The organism is Alkalidesulfovibrio alkalitolerans DSM 16529 (assembly GCF_000422245.1).
Lineage (GTDB): Bacteria > Desulfobacterota > Desulfovibrionia > Desulfovibrionales > Desulfovibrionaceae > Alkalidesulfovibrio > Alkalidesulfovibrio alkalitolerans.
The window spans coordinates 187,115-202,204 of the sequence record NZ_ATHI01000004.1; the positions used below are offsets into that span (position 1 = coordinate 187,115).

The 15,090-nt window shown below is 64.4% G+C and carries 14 protein-coding genes and 1 riboswitch; of the genes, 6 read left to right on the top strand and 8 right to left on the bottom strand.

Annotated features, from left to right (window positions below; genetic code table 11):
• Positions 1-5 precede the first annotated feature (5 nt).
• The 3 genes from DSAT_RS02935 to DSAT_RS14745 all read left to right on the top strand — a co-directional run bounded on the left by DSAT_RS02935 (position 6) and on the right by DSAT_RS14745 (position 5,989).
• Complete coding sequence (locus DSAT_RS02935) at positions 6-737, top strand: 3'-5' exonuclease (protein WP_020886094.1); 732 nt, start codon at positions 6-8, stop codon at positions 735-737.
• A gap of 188 nt (positions 738-925) precedes the next feature.
• Positions 926-3,022 carry a PAS domain S-box protein gene (locus tag DSAT_RS14740; protein ID WP_161656088.1) on the top strand — a complete coding sequence of 699 codons (2,097 nt, stop codon included), beginning with the start codon at positions 926-928 and terminating at the stop codon, positions 3,020-3,022.
• A gap of 111 nt (positions 3,023-3,133) precedes the next feature.
• Positions 3,134-5,989 carry an ATP-binding protein gene (locus DSAT_RS14745; RefSeq protein ID WP_020886096.1) on the top strand — a complete coding sequence of 952 codons (2,856 nt, stop codon included), beginning with the start codon at positions 3,134-3,136 and terminating at the stop codon, positions 5,987-5,989.
• Between the two features lie 42 nt (positions 5,990-6,031).
• Here the strand turns inward: DSAT_RS14745 and DSAT_RS02950 are convergent, their stop codons facing one another.
• From DSAT_RS02950 to DSAT_RS15610, 4 genes are all read right to left on the bottom strand, one after another.
• Positions 6,032-6,763, bottom strand: a complete 732-nt coding sequence (locus DSAT_RS02950) for an amino acid ABC transporter ATP-binding protein (RefSeq protein WP_020886097.1) — start codon at positions 6,761-6,763, stop codon at positions 6,032-6,034.
• Positions 6,760-7,761: an amino acid ABC transporter permease gene (locus tag DSAT_RS02955; protein ID WP_020886098.1), complete on the bottom strand. Its 1,002-nt coding sequence runs from the start codon at positions 7,759-7,761 to the stop codon at positions 6,760-6,762. Before DSAT_RS02955 ends, DSAT_RS02950 begins: the two co-directional genes overlap by 4 nt.
• Positions 7,762-7,844: 83 nt before the next feature.
• On the bottom strand, positions 7,845-8,666 hold the full coding sequence (locus DSAT_RS02960; protein WP_020886099.1) for a transporter substrate-binding domain-containing protein: 822 nt from the start codon (positions 8,664-8,666) through the stop codon (positions 7,845-7,847).
• Between the two features lie 53 nt (positions 8,667-8,719).
• Positions 8,720-8,884: a hypothetical protein gene (locus tag DSAT_RS15610; protein ID WP_020886100.1), complete on the bottom strand. Its 165-nt coding sequence runs from the start codon at positions 8,882-8,884 to the stop codon at positions 8,720-8,722.
• 362 nt (positions 8,885-9,246) lie between these two features.
• Here DSAT_RS15610 and rdgC point away from each other — a divergent pair, with 362 nt between their 5' ends.
• Entirely contained in the window at positions 9,247-9,864 is a 618-nt protein-coding gene (rdgC, locus tag DSAT_RS02965) for a recombination-associated protein RdgC (RefSeq protein ID WP_020886101.1), read from the top strand.
• Between the two features lie 237 nt (positions 9,865-10,101).
• Positions 10,102-11,421, top strand: a complete 1,320-nt coding sequence (locus DSAT_RS02970; protein WP_020886102.1) for a sensor histidine kinase — start codon at positions 10,102-10,104, stop codon at positions 11,419-11,421.
• Here the strand turns inward: DSAT_RS02970 and DSAT_RS02975 are convergent.
• The 4 genes from DSAT_RS02975 to DSAT_RS02990 all read right to left on the bottom strand — a co-directional run bounded on the left by DSAT_RS02975 (position 11,412) and on the right by DSAT_RS02990 (position 14,169).
• Positions 11,412-12,254, bottom strand: coding sequence for a HesA/MoeB/ThiF family protein (locus DSAT_RS02975; protein WP_020886103.1), 843 nt, complete (start codon positions 12,252-12,254; stop codon positions 11,412-11,414). The genes DSAT_RS02970 and DSAT_RS02975 overlap by 10 nt on opposite strands.
• A gap of 28 nt (positions 12,255-12,282) precedes the next feature.
• Complete coding sequence (locus DSAT_RS02980; protein ID WP_040370674.1) at positions 12,283-12,507, bottom strand: MoaD/ThiS family protein; 225 nt, start codon at positions 12,505-12,507, stop codon at positions 12,283-12,285.
• Between the two features lie 89 nt (positions 12,508-12,596).
• Entirely contained in the window at positions 12,597-13,388 is a 792-nt protein-coding gene (locus DSAT_RS02985; RefSeq protein ID WP_020886105.1) for a sulfide-dependent adenosine diphosphate thiazole synthase, read from the bottom strand.
• Between the two features lie 131 nt (positions 13,389-13,519).
• A riboswitch (TPP riboswitch) is annotated at positions 13,520-13,619 on the bottom strand.
• A 181-nt stretch (positions 13,620-13,800) separates the two neighbouring features.
• Entirely contained in the window at positions 13,801-14,169 is a 369-nt protein-coding gene (locus tag DSAT_RS02990; protein ID WP_020886106.1) for a response regulator, read from the bottom strand.
• A 253-nt stretch (positions 14,170-14,422) separates the two neighbouring features.
• Between DSAT_RS02990 and DSAT_RS14750 the strand changes: the two genes are divergently transcribed.
• Positions 14,423-15,004: a hypothetical protein gene (locus tag DSAT_RS14750; RefSeq protein WP_020886107.1), complete on the top strand. Its 582-nt coding sequence runs from the start codon at positions 14,423-14,425 to the stop codon at positions 15,002-15,004.
• Positions 15,005-15,090 lie beyond the last annotated feature (86 nt).

The window sequence follows — 15,090 nt, forward strand, 5'->3', positions numbered from 1 at the left end:
GACGGATGCTCTCGATCATGGACACCGCCGCCTGCGTGCTGCCGTTTCTGCGCAGGACGCCGAAGCATCCGCTCATGGCGGCCAACCGCGCCGCCTTCCAGAAGGTGGACCACGACCAGCGGCTGGACGAATGCGCCTTCACGGTCCTCGACGCCGAGATGACCGGACTCGATCCGTGCAGCGACGAGATCGTCTCGCTCGGCGCGGTCAGGCTCGAAGGACTGTCCATCGTCCCGGACAAGACGTTCTCGCGTCTGGTCAAGCCCGACGGCGACGTCTCCAAGACCTCGACCCTGATCCACCGCATCACCCCGTCGCAGGCCGCCAGAGCCGAGCCGCTCGACAAGGTGTTGCCCGAGTTCGTGGAGTTTCTGAACGGCACATTGATCGTGGGCCACAACGTGGGCCTGGACATGAGCTTTTTGAACCGGGCCTGCAGGCGGCTGTTCGGCGCGGAGCTTGCCAATCCCTGCCTGGATACAATGCGCATGGCCAAGATCCATCGCGAGGAGATGTGGGAGAACTATTATGACCGCTTCGATTTGAATGTCTCCTACAACCTTTCAGATCTGGCCAAGGAACACAGCCTGCCTCGCTTTCCAGCCCACGACGCCTTGGCCGACGCCATGCAAACAGCCTATCTCTTCATCTTTCTCGTGCGCAAACTGAAGGACGGAGGCATTGTGACCTTGCGCGATCTCTTCGACGCGGGACGATCCTGGCGCTGGTATTTCTGAAAGATCATCAGGGCGTCTCAACTTCCCCGCCTGGACCGGTTTTACGCGCTCGGAAGGGCCACAGGGCTTTTGACAGCGCATCGGGCAGGCGGTAGTTTCGAGCGTCTGGAAGTTTTCCGGGCGGCGATCGGGGGGCGATGAGGGGGAAAAAGGCGGATGTCATGTCTTGGCGCCGAAACGGCGATACGATGGACGCAGCCCACGAGCGGCTGATGCGCGATAACGCCGAATTGCGCGCACGGCTGAACTCGCTGACGGACGAACTCGCGGCGGCCAAGGCTCCGCGCCAGGGCGAGAGGGACGCCGAGGGCGGCATCATGGACCGGTTCCGGGCCACGCTGCGCGCCTCGGGCGACATGATGGCCTTCGTGGACCAGGACTACGTCTTTCAAGCCGTCAACGACGTCTATCTCAAGGCCTATGGCCGCTCCCGCGACGAGATCGTGGGGCGCACCATCGGCGAGCTTCTTGGCGAAGCGGCCTTCGACGACGTGGTCAAGGCCTGTCTGGACCGCTGCCTGCGCGGGGAGGAAGTCCACGACGAAGCCTGGTTCCGCCATCCCGCCTTCGGGCGCACTTACCGCGCCGTGACCTACCGCCCTGTATTGGAGGAGGATGGAAGCGTCGGCGGCTGCATCGTAACCTCACGCGACATCACGGAACGAAAACTTGCCTTGGACGCCCTGACCGAGTCCGAAAGGCGTTACCGCATGCTCTTCGAGCGCGGAGCGGAAGGCGTCATGCTCATGGACCGCGAGATGCGCATCCACGAGGCCAATCCTCGCGCCTTGGAGCTTTTGGCCTTCTCCTTCAGCGACCTTGTGGGCCGTCGCTACCACGACCTTTTGCATCCCGAGGACATACGCGCCGTGCCCGTGCGCCTGGACGCGGTGCTTTCGGGCGAGACCGTGCGCATCGAGCGACGGCTCAAGCGCGGCACCGGCGACTATATGCCCGCCGACGTCTCGGCCACGCTCATCGGCGAGAGCATCGTGCAACTCATGTTCGTGGACATGAGCGAGCGAAAGCGCATGGAGGACGCCTTGGTCCGGGCCCGCGCCGCGGCCGAGGAGGCCAGCCGCGTCAAATCGGATTTTCTGGCCCGCATCAGCCACGAGGTGCGCACGCCCATCGCGGGCATTCTGGCCATGACCGAGATGGCCGCGAAGACAACGGACGCCACGGAACGCGCCCGGTATTTCGAGATGTTGCGGCAGTCGGGCCGGGTGTTGCTCGAACTCGTGGACGACATCCTGGATCTTTCGAAGATCGAGGCGGGACGCCTGGAGCTCGCTCCCCGCGTCTTCGAGGTGCGCGACGCGATTCTGGAGCAGACCGCCCCATTCCAGCACTTGGCGCTCGAAAAGGGCCTTTCGCTGGCTGTGGAGATCGGCTGCGACGTGCCCGAATGGGGCCGGGCCGATCCCGCCCGTCTGGGGCAGATTGTACGCAACCTGCTCTCCAACGCGATCAAATTCACCGAGCATGGCGGCGTGACTGTGTCCGTGGACGCGCGCCCCGCATCGGAGGGACGCGGGCCGTTCGAGCCCATCGGCCACTGCGGCCACATCCTGCACGTGACCGTGCGCGATACCGGGATAGGCATCCCAGACGACAAGCAGCACCTGCTCTACAAGAGTTTTTCGCAGCTCGCCCCGGCGCTTTCGAGCGTGCGCGGCGGCACGGGCCTTGGCCTTGCCATCTCCAAGCAACTCGCCGAGAAGATGGGCGGCAACCTGTGGCTTGAAAGCCGTCGGGGAGAGGGCAGTGCGTTTCACTTCACCATCCTGCTCTGCCCGGCAGCGCGGCCGGATGATGCGGCCGCCTCGGCGGCGGCGCCAGTCCGCCTGGGCGATCTTCAGCCGCTTCGGATGCTCCTGGTGGAGGACAACGAACTGGTGCGGATCTATATGGAGGACATGCTCACGGAGGCCGGGCATTGTTGCGTGCTGGCCACGGACGGCGATCGGATGGCGGAGGCGTGCGCCTCGTGCGGCCTGCCGCCCAAGGACGGCAGCGGCAGTCTCTTCGACGTGGTGCTCATGGACGTCAACATGCCGGGCATGGACGGTCTGGCGGCCACGCGCCTGATCCGCGAGGCAGGTATTCCCGGCCTGTCGCGTGACATCCCGGTGATCGCGTTCACCGCCTACGCCATGCAGGGCGATCGCGACCGTTTTCTGGCCGCAGGCATGAACGCCCACCTGCCCAAGCCCGTGTCCTCCGGCGATCTCGCGCGCGTCCTGGCAGAGGTAATCGGGTGCGGGACAGGCATATCGTCCTGAGCGGACGCTTACGGGCCAAGAGGCGCCCGGACTTGTGGACAACCGTTTTCGTGCCTTGTATATGCTGGAGGAATGTGCGGCGCGCGCCGCCAACTCCGTTGTGAGCCTGACATGCCCGAAAGCGACTCCCTCCCCTGCCTGCTCGTCATCGACGCCGACGTCGATGCCTGCGCGACCGTCGCCGAGGTGCTGGACGGAGAATTCAGCGTCGTCTCCGCCCGCAGCGGAGCCTTGGGCATCGAGATGTTCCTCGCGCGCCGACCCGTGGCGGTCGTGGTGGACCTGCGGCTGCCGGACATCGACGGCCTTGATGTCCTTTCCGCGCTGAGCAAGGATTCCCCCGAGACGCCGCTCGTCGTCATCACGGACGAGGGTCACCGCCGCGACACTATAGAGGCGTTCCGGCGCGGAGCCTGGGACTACCTGGAGAAGACCCTCGAATTCGAAGAGTTACTACCCCTGACCCTGCGCCGCTGTATGGAGAAGGCCAGCCTTCTGGATGAGCGCAGACGCTACCTCGACCACCTCGAAAGCAAGATTCTGCAGCGTACGCGCGACCTTGCCCAGAGCAACGAGCAACTCGCCGCGGCCCTGCGCGAACGGGCGATGCTCAAGTCCCGGCTCGACGAAGCGACGAGCGAACGGCAGCGGCTGGAGGGTGTCATCGAAAAGGGGCCGGCCGTGACTTTCGTCTGGGAGAACTCGCCGGGTCTCCCCGTGCTCTATGTGACCAGGGGGGTGGAGCGGTTCGGTCGTTCCCTGGCCGAATTCCGTTCGGGAGAGGCGTCTTTCCCGGATATGATCCCGCTTCTTGACCGAGAGGCTTTCCGCGCGGCCCTGGATCGGGTGCGCGGAGGCGGCGAGGAAACCCTGTTCCACCGTCTCGCGACCGGAAAAGGCGAGGTTTTGTGGGTCGAGACGAGGCTTTTCGCCTCGGCCGGAGAGAGAGGCGTGGTGGACGTTTTACACGGCGTGGTCCTGGACGTGACGCCCGGAATGCGGGCCCAGGAGGCCTTGCGCGAGAGCGAGGCGCGCTATCGGGCGCTCTTCGAGGATTGCCCCGTGTCTTTGTGGGAGCTCGATCTTTCCGCGCTCAAGCGCTACGTGGATGAACTGCGCGCGGGCGGTGTGAGCGATCTTGGCGCCTATTTTCTTGCCCATCCGGAGGTCGTGCGCCGCTGCGCCGCGAGCATCGTGGTCATGGATACGAACCAGAGTTCGGTGCGTGTCTTCGGGGCCTTGGACAAGGGCGCGCTGCTCTCCGATCTCGGAGGGCTGTTCATCGCCCAGACGTACCGCACGCTGGCCGAGTTCGTGCTTGTCATGACCTCGGGCCAGCGGCACTTCACGGCCGAAACCGAGCACCGCACCCTGGACGGCAGGACCATGGTCTCCGCCGTTCAGGCCCGGGTGGCCGCCGGACACGAGGAATCCCTCTCGCGCGTCATCGTCTCGCTGCTCGACGTCTCCGACCGGTGCGAGGCGGAACAAGCCCTGGCGGACAGCATCGAGTTCGTCTCCCAGGTGCTCGGGGCGCTGCCCGATCCGGTCTTCGTCAAGGACGCGAACCATCGTTTCGTGCTCGTCAACGACGCCGTGTGCGAGTTCACGGGCATGAGCCGCGAGGCGTTCCTGGGCCGTACTGACCGCGATCTCTTCCCCAGGGAGCATGCCGAGCGCATCTGGAAGGTGGACGAGGAGGTTCTGACCACGGGCGCTCCCGCCATGCTGGAGGAGCCGCTCGACATGCGCGACGGGAGCGTGCGCTATCTGTCCACCAAGAAGGCCGCCTTGAAGCTCCCCACCACGGGCGAGACCGTGTTGGTGGGCATTGTCCGCGACATGACCGAGCGCAGGCTCATGGAGCAGGAACTTATCGCCGCTCGCGACAGCGCGGAGGCGGCGGACCGGGCAAAGAGCGAATTTCTGGCCAACATGAGTCACGAACTGCGCACGCCCATGAACGCCGTTATCGGCATGAGCGAACTGGCCCTGGAGACGAACCTCACGGACGATCAACAAGACTATCTGCGGACCATCCGCGACTCGGCGAAGACGCTTTTGCGCATTGTCAACGACATCCTCGACCTCTCCAAGATTGAGGCCCGGCGACTCGAAATGGTCAGCGCTCCTTTCAATCTCGACCTTTTGGTCTCCTCCGTGGTCAAGGCACTCTCCACGGAGGCGGAACGAAAGGGGCTTCGCGTGACCGTCCTCATGGACGACGCCGTGCCGCGAAGGCTCAGGGGGGATTCAGGACGGCTGCGCCAGATACTCGTCAATCTCGTGGGCAACGCGATCAAGTTCACGGACCAGGGGAGCGTCGCCATCCGTGTGGATATCGAAAAAGATTCGGCGACGCTGAACGGCGATGCATTTTTGCGCTTCGAGGTGAGCGACACCGGACCAGGCATAGCAGCCGAGCGGCGAAAGGCGATTTTCGAGCGCTTCACCCAGGGCGACGGCTCGATCACCAGGAGGCACGGCGGAACGGGCCTCGGCCTGGCCATCAGCAAGCGGCTCGTGACCCTCATGGGCGGCGAGATCGGCGTCGGCGGCGAGCCGGGCCAGGGCAGCACCTTCCACTTTACGGCGCGTTTTGCGGCCGACGAGGGAAGCGGCGGGCACGATGCGGAGGGGATACTCGACCGTCGAGAGGCGCTGGAGCGGCTTGGTGGGGACGAGGCGTTCCTGTGCGAATTGATCGAGGTCTTCAGCGCGGACGCCCCTGCACGTCTCGCGGAGCTCGAGGCGGCCGTACAGGGCGACGATGCGAACGCCATCCGTGACACAGCGCATTCCATCAAGGGAGGGGCTGCGGCCGTGGGCGCGGTGGCCGTGCAGGCCGCTGCCCAGGTCATCGAGGACGCCGCGGCCACGGGCGAAACGGCCACGATGCAGGAGAACCTGTCCCGGCTGCGTTTTGAACTTTCGCGCGCTCTGGAAGTGCTGAACCAAGGGCGCTGAACCGTCTCGGGCAACGCGTCGCATGGCGTCGCGAAAGGCCTTCTACAGGATCTGGCTCAGGAAGAGCTTGGTGCGCTCGTGCTCGGGGCTCTTGAAGAAGTGCTCGGGCGTGCCCTCTTCAAGGATCTCGCCCTGGTCCATGAACAGGACGCGGTCCGCCACCTCGCGCGCGAACCCCATCTCGTGCGTGACCACGACCATGGTCATGCCGTCGCGGGCCAGCCCCTTCATGACGTCGAGAACCTCGCCGACCATCTCGGGATCGAGAGCGGAGGTGGGCTCGTCGAAGAGCATGACCTTGGGGTCCATGGCCAGGGCACGGGCGATGGCCACGCGCTGCTGCTGTCCGCCCGAGAGGTTGTCGGGATAGGCGGCGGCCTTGTTGGCCAGACCCACGCGGGTGAGCAGGGCCATGGCCTTCTCCTCGGCGGCCCGCCGTCCCCGGCCGCGCACCACGGTCTGGCCGATGGTCACGTTCTGCAGCACGTTCTTGTGCGGGAAGAGGTTGAAGGACTGAAAGACCATGCCCATCTCCGCCCGCGCGGCGTTGATGTTGGTCTTGCGGTCGAGGATGTCCACGCCGTCGATGAGGATCTGGCCCTGGTCCGCGTGTTCCAGACGGTTGAGACAGCGCAGGAAGGTGGATTTGCCCGAACCCGAGGGGCCGATGATGACCACCACCTCGCCGCGCGCGATGTCGGCCGAGACGTTGTTCAGCGCCAGCAGCTTCTGGGGTACGTAGAATATCTTCGAGATGTTGCGGACCTGGATCATGACTGCACAATCTTCCGTTCAAGATAGTTGGTGAGCAGCGACAGCCCGAAGGTCAGGATGAGGTAGAGCAGGGCGCAGACGAAGAAAATTTCGAAGGGCTGCAGGCTGACGGTGACGACCTCGCGCGTGGCCTTGGTCAGTTCGCGGATGGCGATGATGCCAAGGAGCGAGGAGTCCTTGATGAGACTGATGAACTGTCCTGCCAGGGGCGGCAGGATGCGGCGCAGGGCCTGGGGCAGGACGATGTGGCGCATGGACTGGAAGGCGTTCATCCCAAGGGATCTCGCTGCCTCGCGCTGGCCCCGGTGGATGGACTGGATACCCGCGCGCACGATCTCGGCCACATAGGCGCCGGTGAACACAGCCATGGAGGCGATGCCGAACCACAACGTAGGGATCTGTGGGATTCCCTTTTGCTGCAGCAGGTTGTTGACCAGCGTGCCGAGCACGAAATACCAGATATAGATCTGGACCAGGAGAGGAGAGCCGCGAATCAGCTCGATGTAGGTGATGGCCCAGTATCGGAAGAATGGGTTCTCGGAAAGCCGGGCAAGACCCGTGACGAGCCCGAGAACGATGCCGATGACGATGGCTACGGCCGAGATGTAGAGCGTAAGCCAAGCGCCTTGCAGCAGGATGCCCGGCTTGGTGTGTGTCTCGGTGCCCAGCACGTCGCCCGCGTAGATGGTGTCGCCGGTCGAGACGCGCAGGCCTTCGGTGGGAACGGTGTAGCTCTCTCGCTCCTCTCCGTCCGCGACCGTGACCACGCTTTTGTCGCCCTTGGCCACGATGGAGGCGACCTCGCCCATGAGCATGGAGCGGGTCTCCACGACCTGTTCGGCGACGAAGTATTGAGGAACCCGGTACCAGCGCCAGACATAGTCGATCTGCTGGGTCGAGTAGTAGAGCAGCCAGCCAGCCACGATCAGGCTGACAACGAAGGCGCTCTTCCAGAACCATTGATATGCCAGGCTGTGCCCGCTTCGACCGTGACTCATCTGCGTGTTTGATCCAGGGTTCGCGTCGCAGGAAAAGGGAGGGGCCGACCAAGCCCCTCCCCTTGGGAATTATCCGATCGGCCCTACTGGACGTCCTTGGTCCACTCGGTGCCTTCGATCCACTTCTTGTACATGACTTCGTAGCGGCCGTCGTTCTTCACCTGGCGCAGGAAGTGGTTCAGCCAGTTGAGGAAGTCGGGATCGCCCTTGTTCACGGCCCAGGCCAGGGGCTCGTAGGTGAAGGGGGTGTCGAGGTGGACGACCTTGCCCTTGCCCTGCTGGTCGTACAGGAAGGCACAGTTGGGCAGGTCGTACACGTAGGCGTCGGCCTTGCCGTTGAGCACTTCGAGGAAGGCCTCGGTCTCGGTCTCGAAGGACTTGTAGGTGGCCCTGGGGATCATGCGGCGCACGGCCTGCTCGCCCGTGGTGCCGAGCTTGGAGGTGACGGTGAACTTGGCGTCGTTGAGGTCCTTGTAAGACTTCACGGCGTCCTTGTGCTTCATGTTCAGGAGGATGGTCTGGCCGACGACGATGTAGGGGTCGGCGAAGTTGATCTTCAGGTTGCGCTCTTGAGTGATGGTCATGCCCGAGATGATGATGTCGAATTTGTCGGTCATCAGGGCGGGGATGATGCCGTCCCAGGCGGTGTTCACGGGCGTGAACTTGACGCCCATGGCCTTGGCCATCTCTTTGGCCATATCGATGTCGAAGCCCACGAAGTTGCCGTTCTTGTCCGTCATCTCGAAGGGCACGTAACCGGCTTCGAAGCCGACGCGCAGCTCGCCGCGCTGCAGGATCTTCTCGATCCTGGACTTCTTGGCCAGGTCGATGTCCTGGGCCACGGCCTGGGCCGCGACGAACACGCAGATGAGCATCAAGCCAATGACCTTGACCACATTCTTCATGATGCGCTCCTTATGCTTCCGTTTAGGTTTTCATCCGCCGCGCCGCGCTGCGGTCAGTAGGATTTGCCTTCAGTGAGCAGTTCCTTGACCAGCATCCGCTTGCCGCATTTAGGGCACTTGGGTATGTCTTCCTTGGGAATGGAAATGATCTCGGTATGCCTGCAAACTGGGCAGACCACCTCGACCAGAGACTGGCGTTCCCTCTTCTCGTCGCCCATAACGCCTCCTATGGCCGCATGTTGCAGGCAGTTGTCATTAGCCTCAAGAACGTCAAAAAGACAAGAGACTTTTTTCGCGAACAATCGTCTGTAATCCTTGCGGGTCGCTGGTCGGCGGCGCGTCAACGGGGACCTTGTCCGTTCGCTTGCCCTGGCGTGGGCGGAGCGGATAGGGCTTTCAACCCCGGCGCAAATGGGGTATTACCCGGCGCAGAAAATATGCAGTATTTTCGTGTGCCGGGTTATCAGTACGGCCCGCCAAGGGCGGGCTTAAGCGGCGCAGCCGCGGGAGCGCAAAGCTCTTTTTTTGCGCTCCCAGTAATAGGGGAACGACTTCGCCACCCACCAAGGAGATCAGTCGCATGGGTTTTCTTTCCGCCAGCGCCAGCTTCACCCGCTATCTGCCCACCAGTGACGTGCCCGAGAACCTCTGGCGCGAGCTTCCGGACCTCCTGAAGAAGTTCGCCTTTCGGGACATCGACCACACCGCGGACGAGCGCTCCTTCGGCTGGTCCTGCTTCGACGACTGGCTGGACACCGAATGGAAGGCCGCGCCGCCGGAAAAGGGCAATTATTTCGCCTGGTTCCTGCGCCTCGAAACCAGGCGCGTGCCGCCCGCCGTGTTCAAGAAGCACGTGGAGATCGCCCTGCGCGAGTACAAGGCCGCCATCAAGGACGACGAGAAGCGGTTCGTCTCCAAGGCCCGCAAGAAGGAGATCAAGGAGCAGGTCGAACTGCGCCTGCGCGCCCGCATGCTGCCCATCCCGGCGGTCTTCGACGTGGTCTGGGACATGCGCACCCGGGTGGTTTATTTCGGATCGACCAACGCCAAGGCCTGCCAGCTCTTCCAGGACTATTTCAAGGACACCTTCGATCTGGAGCTCGAACCGCAGACCCCGTTCCACCTCGCCGGCCGCATGCTGGGCGAGGAGGCCGTCTCGCGCCTCGAAAACCTCGAAGCCAGCAGCTTCACCGGCTGATTTTGGGAAGTCCCAGGCAAGGGCGGGCATGTGATCCGTGCTTGTCGTGCACTTCGTGCGGTCGGTTTGACTTTTTTTGCGCCGCCTTCTTGCAAAGGGGCAGGTATTGGCCGTAATGAGTAGGAAATGACTCTCCCCTGTTCACAGACGCCCCTTCTCCATGCGCCGCACCCGCTGGCGCGGCGGCGTCTGGCCCTTTCAAAAGCCGGCGGTCATGCGGCGCGTGCCGTTCACTGCATGCTTGAGGCGCGCCTCCTCACAGCCTTTTTGATCCTCGCCGCGCTGCTGCTTTCGGCCATCCCGGACCAAGCCCATGGCGCGCCCTCAACCGCCGAGTTCTCCGAGCTTTTTCAGCGTGTCCAGGCACCCGCGCACGAGGCCCGATTGCCGGTGACGATCCAGGCGGCGGCGATCATCGGGGCGTTCATGATCACCGGGCTCCTTGCCGCCTTTATTCATCGCAACGCAGTATTGACCCGGATAAACGCCAAGCTCGTGGCCACCATGGCCCAGCGGGGGGCTGCCGAACAGGCCCTGGCCGAACAGGAAGAGACCCTGCGCGCGATCCTTGACGCGCTCTCGGCCGCGGTCATGGTCATCGATCCCTCGGATCGCAGCGTGGTGCTGGCCAACCCGGCGGCCGCCCAGCTCGTGGGGCTGCCCGAAAGCGGGATCGTCGGACGCCATTGCCTCGATTTCTTCAGGCCCGGCGGCGACGACCTGTGTCCCATTTTGGATCACGGCCAGCCCGTGGACAGGGCCGAACGGACGCTCAAAGCCGACGACGGGCGGGAAATCCCCATCCTCAAGACCGTCACCAGGGTCCGGATGCGGGGGCGTGAGTTCCTGCTCGAAAGCTTCATGGACATCTCGCGCCAGAAGGAGACCGAGGGGCGGCTCTCACGTTCGCTTGCGGAAAAGGACGTGCTGCTGCGGGAGATCCATCACCGGGTGAAGAACAATCTGCAGGTCGTCTCCAGCCTGCTTTCGTTGCAAAGCAGCGAGAGCGGCGACCCGGGAATGGCCGAATCCATCCGCAAGAGCAGGCAGCGCATCCGGGCCATGGCCCTGGTGCACGAAAATCTCTACCGTTCCGGCGACATCGCGCACATCGACAGCGCCACCTACCTTCGCGCCCTGGCCGAGTCCATCTCCGCCGCCTATTCCCAGCCAGAGCGCAACATCCACATGCTTTACGACCTGGCCGACCACCCGCTCGATGTGGATCAGGCCGTGCCGTGCGGCCTGTTGGTCAACGAACTGGTGACCAACAGCTTCAAGCACGCCTTTTCGGCGGCGATCGGCCGAGCCGGTCTGGTCCGTTTTTCGACCAGCGTGGAGAACGGGGTCTTTCGCATCGCGGTGGAAGACAACGGCCGGGGCATGTCAGACAAGGCGGCCTCTTCGGCCAGCCTGGGCATGCAGCTTGTGGAGTCGCTGGCCTTGCAGCTTCGGGGTGGATTCAGGATCGAGGACCGGGGCGAGGACGAGGGAGGAGGAACTCGTGTGGTGGTAGAGTTTCCCGTGCGCGGCCCTGCTCCCGCGTCTCAGCAGTAGTCCACGGTGTCCCAGGTCTGGCGGGCGAGGTCGAAGCAGAGCATGCGGCCGTAAAGGGCGCTTTTCTCGCCCAGGAGCAGGCGCACGGCCTCTCCGGCCATGATCGCGGACGCCGCGTAGATGGCCGGAGGCTGCGTGCCGAGCGTCTCCTCGGCCGACTCGCCCTGGCCCATCAGGCAGGCCGGGCCGGGCCGCCCCGGCACCACCACGGCCACGTAGCCCGACCATCCGGCCACGGCCGCCGTGACGAGCGGCGTCTCGACCACGCGGCAGGCGTCCTCCAACTGGGCGCGGTGGGCCAGCCCGCCCAGGCAGTCCAGGGCCACGTCCGCGCCCGAGACGAACGCGGCCAGAGCATCGGCCGCAAGAAACTCCTTCCGCCCCGCAAAACGCACCGCCGGGTTGACCCGTGCCACGCGGCGCGCCGCGGCCTCGGTCTTTTGCAGTCCGATGTCGTCCTTTTCGCAAAGAAGTTGGCGGTTCAGGTTGCTGTCCTCGAAATGGTCGCCGTCCGCGCCCCGGATATTGCCCACGCCGAGGCGCGCGAGCGATTCGAGCGCAAGCCCGCCAAGCCCGCCAAGGCCCACCATGGCCGCCGTGGCCCGGTGCAGGCGAAGCTGCCCCTCGATGCCGAACGCGCCGAGATTGCGCAGATAGCGGGCCGGGACCACGCCGCGTTCAAGGGCCGCGTCGTACACGGTCCACGGCTCGGCCCCGGTCTCGCGCGAGACGCGGGCGAGCGTCGCCTCGTCCGCGACGAGCCGTTCGCCCAGGCCGGGCAGCTTTTGGGGCCGCGCACTCCTCTCGATGAGCGCTGTGAGTTCGGCGTCCATGGCCGTGTCTTCCCCGCTGGGCGCGGGGCTAACCGCCGCCCACGGCCGGGAACAGGCCCAGGCGGTCGCCGTCGGCGAGCGCGGTCTCGGGGGGCACGGCCTTGCCGTTGACGAAGATGATCTTGACCTCTTCGGGCGGCACGCCGAGCGCGGCCATGGCGGCGGCCACGGCGGCCCCTTCTGGCAGATCGAGCAGGCCGTCTGCGGGCGTGAACTTGCCGAGCGTTGCGAAACAGCGGACTTCGATTTTCATGCCCATTTTCTACACGGGCGCCGCGCGCTTGCCAAGAGCCGGGAGCGGACGCGGCCTTTTTTGCTCGCTTCCGCTCCCGGCCAGTGCCGTTATTCGCCCCGCAGGCGGGCGGCGATGTCGCGGGCGGCCTTTTCTCCGGAGAGCAGCATGCCGCCGAAGACCGGGCCCATGCGGTAGCCGCCGTAGCAGGCGTTGGCCGCCATGCCCGCCACCCAGACGCCGGGGAAGACCTCGCGCGTGTTCAGGGGCGTGGTCTGCTCGGCCACCTCGGCCCACATGGAGCGCTCGCCCATGATCTGGCCCGTGGGCGTGTTCAGGCGCACGCCGTTCTTGCGGGTCAGGGTGCGCAGCACTTCCATGTCGTGTCCCGTGGCCTCCACGAGCACCTTACAGGACATGGCCACGGGGTCCACGTGCAACCCGGCGATCTCCACGGGCGAGGAGTTGATGACGATGCCGGTGACGCGGACGTCGTCGCCCTCGCCACGCAGGCACACGTCCTCGACACTCATGCAGTTGAAGATGCGCGCTCCGGCCAGGCAGGCCTTGGAGGCCAGGGTCACGGTCACGGCCACGGCGTCGGCGGTGTAATGGTCCGGGGCGAACTCGCGCAGCGGCACGCCAGCCTCGTCGAGCACATGACGGCTCGCTTCCTGGACCACGATCTCGTTCCAGGTCATGCCGCCGCCCCAAATGCCGCCGCCCAGCGACAGCTTGCGCTCGAACATGGCGACCTTGAAGCCCTGCTCGGCGAGTTTCCAGGCGCAGGTCAGGCCGGATGGGCCAGCGCCCACGATGGCCACGTCGAGTTCCACGCAGTCGAGGAATTTCTCGAAGAAACGGGTGGCGATGGCTTTGGTCACAAGGGTTTCGTCAAGCATGAAAGCCTCCTTGCGACGCGGGAAAAACCGCCCGGAAGGCGCTTCTGATGGACTCGTGGGTCATCTGAAGAGCGCCGGTCCGAGGCGGGAACTGGGAGGACCGGCGGTCGGGCGCAAAGGCCCGGACGGCAGTGCAAGGCGTCCCGAATTCCCTACGGCGGTGCGAACCGCGTCAGGTTCGATGGGTATGATCTCAGCGCCGCACCATGCGGCGCACCCCAATCGGTTGAAAAAGCTGCTAGCACAGGCGGATGCGCAGGGCAAGACGCTTTATGGACGAGAATGGGCGGAGTTGGAAAAGCCTGGAGGGCGGGCATCCGGAGCGGACGGCCGACTCCCAGGCTCGGCGGGGCTACGAGCAGACGTGCTGCTTTCGTCACGGAGAGCGGAGATGCGGGTAAAAGGCAGGAGGCTATTTACCGCGCGCCAGAGCCTTGGCGATGGTCTCGCGGATGAGATGGATCGAGGCGGGTTTTTCGAGGATGGCCACGGGTTTCGTTCTGGAGGCGCGGGTCAGGGTCTCTTCGTCGGCAAAGGCCGTGTGGTAGATGACCGGGATGCCCTGGTTGATGACCTCGGCGGCGCGCACGCCGTCGATGTTGTCCTTGAGGCGCACGTCCATGAGGATGACGTCCACGGCATGCTTGGTGGCGAACTCGATGGCCTTGGCTCCCGTGTCCGCCACGCAGCAGACGTTCAGGCCCATGCCCGAGAGTTCCTTTTCGAGGTACAAGGCCGTGATGGCCTCGTCCTCAACAATCATGATGTTCGTTTGTTCCACTGGCCCCTCCCGCCATGAGGACTCGGCCTTCCTGAACGGGCCGAAGGCGTCCTAACCATTTAATCAATCTTGGCATTACTCGGGACTTGGTGTCAATGCCGAGTATGCACATCTTCATAAAAAACCCGCCATGTCATGGCGTGTCGCCTGTTGGCGTTGTGGCTTGATTGACAGGGAAACGGGCAAAGCGCAAGATGAAAATGTGTGACTCTTTTATGCGTGAACGGTGTTGTGCGTCGCGAGGAGGTGGACGATGCGAACGGTTTGGACGTTGGTCCTGGCATTGGGGTTGTGTCTGGTTGCCGCAGGGGCGGATGCACAGAATTTTGTCCAGTCGGAAAATGGGGGAATAGGCCTGCCCGAAAGCATCGACGATCTCCTCGAAGAGGTGGAGCAGGCGCGCGAGGAGGTGGACAAGGTCGTGGGGCAAGGTGGCGACGCCACCCAGCAGAAAGAGGTGCTCAAGCGCCGCGAGACGGCCGTGGAGGATGCGCGAGTCCGCGCCCTGTCGGAGCAGTCCGGCCTGCCGGAGTCCCAGATCAGGGCCATGCGCGCCTCGGGCAAGGGCTGGGGAGAGATCGCGGGCGAGACCGGCGTGCACCCGTCGGCTTTGGGGCTTGGCAAGGAAGGTGCGCCCGGCAGGGGCAAGGGCGTCACGGATGGGGCAGTGAAGGGAATGCCCGAAAAGGGCAAGCCGCAGATGAAGAAGCCGCAGACCGAGAAGCCCGGCGCGGGGGTGTTTGAAAAGGGTAAGCCCCAGAAGGGCGGGCCTGCTGGGGGCAAGCCCCAAATGGATAAACAAAAGGGCAGGCCCGGAGCAGGCGCGAGTCAGTAAACGGACGTTTTAGAGCGATGGGCAGCCTGGGGATCGCATAGATACACTTGGCTGCGAACCGCTTAAAAAGCGCCGATCCCACACAT